Origin of the sequence: Eubacterium sp. AF22-8LB (assembly GCF_003458715.1) — a bacterium.
GTDB lineage: Bacteria > Bacillota_I > Bacilli_A > Erysipelotrichales > Erysipelotrichaceae > Holdemanella.
This window is the reverse complement of sequence record NZ_QRVI01000053.1, coordinates 1-2,627: the sequence shown is the minus strand read 5'-3', so window position 1 is coordinate 2,627 and position 2,627 is coordinate 1. Positions and strand designations below refer to the sequence as shown.

At 31.9% G+C, this 2,627-nt stretch carries 3 protein-coding genes; 1 reads left to right on the top strand and 2 read right to left on the bottom strand.

The genetic code is table 11. The features are described from left to right. A partial coding sequence (locus tag DWY01_RS11310; RefSeq protein WP_117996206.1) for an ATP-binding cassette domain-containing protein occupies nt 1–264 on the top strand: 264 nt, incomplete at its 5' end. A 32-nt stretch (nt 265–296) separates the two neighbouring features. On the opposite strand, the gene DWY01_RS11305 is transcribed toward DWY01_RS11310, so the two are convergent. Together DWY01_RS11305 and DWY01_RS11300 are read right to left on the bottom strand one after the other, a co-directional pair. Then, on the bottom strand, nt 297–914 hold the full coding sequence (locus DWY01_RS11305) for a hypothetical protein (protein ID WP_117996205.1): 618 nt from the start codon (nt 912–914) through the stop codon (nt 297–299). 227 nt (nt 915–1,141) lie between these two features. Then, a complete protein-coding gene (locus tag DWY01_RS11300; protein WP_117996204.1) occupies nt 1,142–2,521 on the bottom strand; it encodes a response regulator in 1,380 nt (459 codons plus the stop codon). Between the last annotated feature and the right edge of the window lie 106 nt (nt 2,522–2,627).

Below are 2,627 nucleotides of genomic sequence, written 5' to 3'. Positions count from 1 at the left end.
TGTACCACTGGTGTAAATTTTCTCTTTTTGACTAGTCCTATTTATATGCTAACATCACAGCAACAAAGAGTGGCTATCGCAAGGGCTTTAAGCTATGATCCAAAAATTATCTTAGCCGATGAACCAACTGGAAATTTAGATCCGGATACGCGTGATGAAATTATGGATATTTTTGATGATTTAAAACAACAAGGAAAATGCATTATTATTGTCACTCATTCAAAAGAAGTGGCAAAAAGAGCAGATAAAATTTATACATTATAAGAAAGAAAGCGTAGGATGAAATTCCTGCGCTTTTACTGTAATATATACATATTTTCTTCAATTAATCGAATCACTTTTCGTACAAACTGCACACTTACTAAATCGTTGACTTTATGACCCGTCGTTTCTAACTCGCTAATTTCAATAATGGGTAAAGAATATTTGTCTAATTCTTCTTTTTTAATAGGTGTATGAAACGTATGTCCACAATTTAAATCATAGAACAAGTAATAGTGATATATTGGTTCATCCTTAAGTTCAATATCTCCAAAGTACACAATAGAATAATCATCATCCATATACTGTCCTTCATAATAGAATTGCTTCTTATACTTTTTGTACTCCTCTGTCTCATAACTGTAGATTCTTTCTGTTTCATAGCCAATGAATTCTTTATGGATACAAACCGGTGTCAAAATCTTCAACAATGTATCTTTCATTCGATACATCTCTAGTTTCTTTTCCCTAGCTCCATCAATAAACCTAGAATTATCCACGTAGTAATGTCCTCTCGAATAAACTCTTTGTTCCCTTTCTTTATCTCGATAGTTTTTGGCTCGTTTATTCACACTGTACAAACAATCCGCTAACATTTGTTTGGTGATAATATGATTTGAAAGATTATCACTATATTCTTTTGGTGTTTTCATATTTGTCCTCCATTTTCGTATAATATTCAAATCTATAATCTGTATTTGAGAACAAATATTTGCACATTTATTATAGCATTAATAATCACTTCTTAGAGATAAATAAATCTATTGACAATTTTGCACGATTTTAACATTATTTTCACTACTATTGATATTTCTGCGCAATATTGACATTATTTTCAGTGACATTGACATTTATGTATTAAAAATAGCGACTTTTGCCGCTATTTTTTTAGTACAGATTCAATTGTTTGTAGTAAAGATTGGATTTCAATCGGTTTTGCGACATGTTCACTCATACCTGCTTCTAAACAATCCTTACGATCTTCTTCAAAGGCATTGGCCGTTAGGGCAATGATTGGAAGTTGACTTCGATTGTTAGGTAAAAAGCGTATAACTTTGCAAGCTTCAAATCCATTCATTCTCGGCATTTGAATATCCATTAATATACAATCGAAACAATCTACCGCTTTTTCTTTCACTAAAGTAACTGCTTCTAATCCATCTTTAGCACGCATAACTTTAAGGCCTTTATCTTCAAGTAGTGTTTGGGCAATTTCGGCATTTAAATCATTGTCTTCTACAAGAAGTATGTGTTTTCCCGTAAGATCAATTTCTTTATCATCCACTTCTTTGACCTCTTGTTCTTCTATGATATATCGATGAGGAAGACTTACAACGACTGTTGTTCCCTTACCTTCTTCACTTTCGATACTTATAGTTCCATGCATTAGATTCACCAATTTTTTAACGATTGGCATACCTAGTCCTGTTCCTAAGACTCCAGATTCGCTAGATGTTCTTTGTCTTGTGAACGATTCAAAGATATGCGGTAAATATTCTTTAGATATACCAATACCCGTATCTTGAATAATTGCTTTGTAGTCAGAAAGACCTTTTTCTCTTTCAATTTCTTCTAAAGAAAAAGAAATGGTTCCACCCTCATTTGTATATTTAATGGCATTACTCATTAAGTTCACATAGATTTCTCTGATTTTTAAAGAATCCGTTAAAATCATATTGTGCTGAATATTTACTGAATAATTCAATGTCTGATTCTTTTGACGAATATCCGACTCAAAGAATTGTAGAAGATTATCAATGGATGTATAAATATCCCATGGTTTCTCTTTCAATTCCTCTTTTCCACTTTCAATTTTAGACATCTCCAAAATATTATTGATCAAAGAAAGTAAATATTGACTGGATTCATCAATTTTATCCAAATAGTCTCTAGAAACTTCTTGATCATCCCAATGTGCTTTCATCAATTCACTAAAGCCAATAATCGCATTTAATGGCGTTCTTAAATCATGAGACATATTAAATAAGAAAGCACTCTTGGCTTCACTTCCTTCTTTGGCTTGTTCTAAAGCCTTTTTCAACATAACCATATTTGAAATATCTAAAAATACTGTAATGATAATGCGTTCTCCATTTGGATATCTAAATACTTTTGACTTTGCGAGTACTTGTGCCTCATATTCTTCTCTAGGATGAATAACCACTTCAAAGTCAACCGAACCATCGTGTGTTCTTAATGCGATCAAACGATCATTTGTGGTCGCATCTGGATATTCAAAGTTCTTAAAAATGGAATGCATCTTACTCTGTGCATCTTTTAAATCATCTATATGAAATATCTTTAAGGCTTGGTACTATGTCAAGAAAAAGGACTCATAAAATAGATAAATTTTAAATTTTAATGCT

What these genes read in the sequence shown, in the direction of transcription:
- DWY01_RS11305 (WP_117996205.1), bottom strand. Translation starts at nt 914, where the DNA reads ATGAAAACACCAAAAGAATATAGTGATAATCTTTCAAATCATATTATC.
- DWY01_RS11300 (WP_117996204.1), bottom strand. Translation starts at nt 2,521, where the DNA reads ATGCATTCCATTTTTAAGAACTTTGAATATCCAGATGCGACCACAAAT.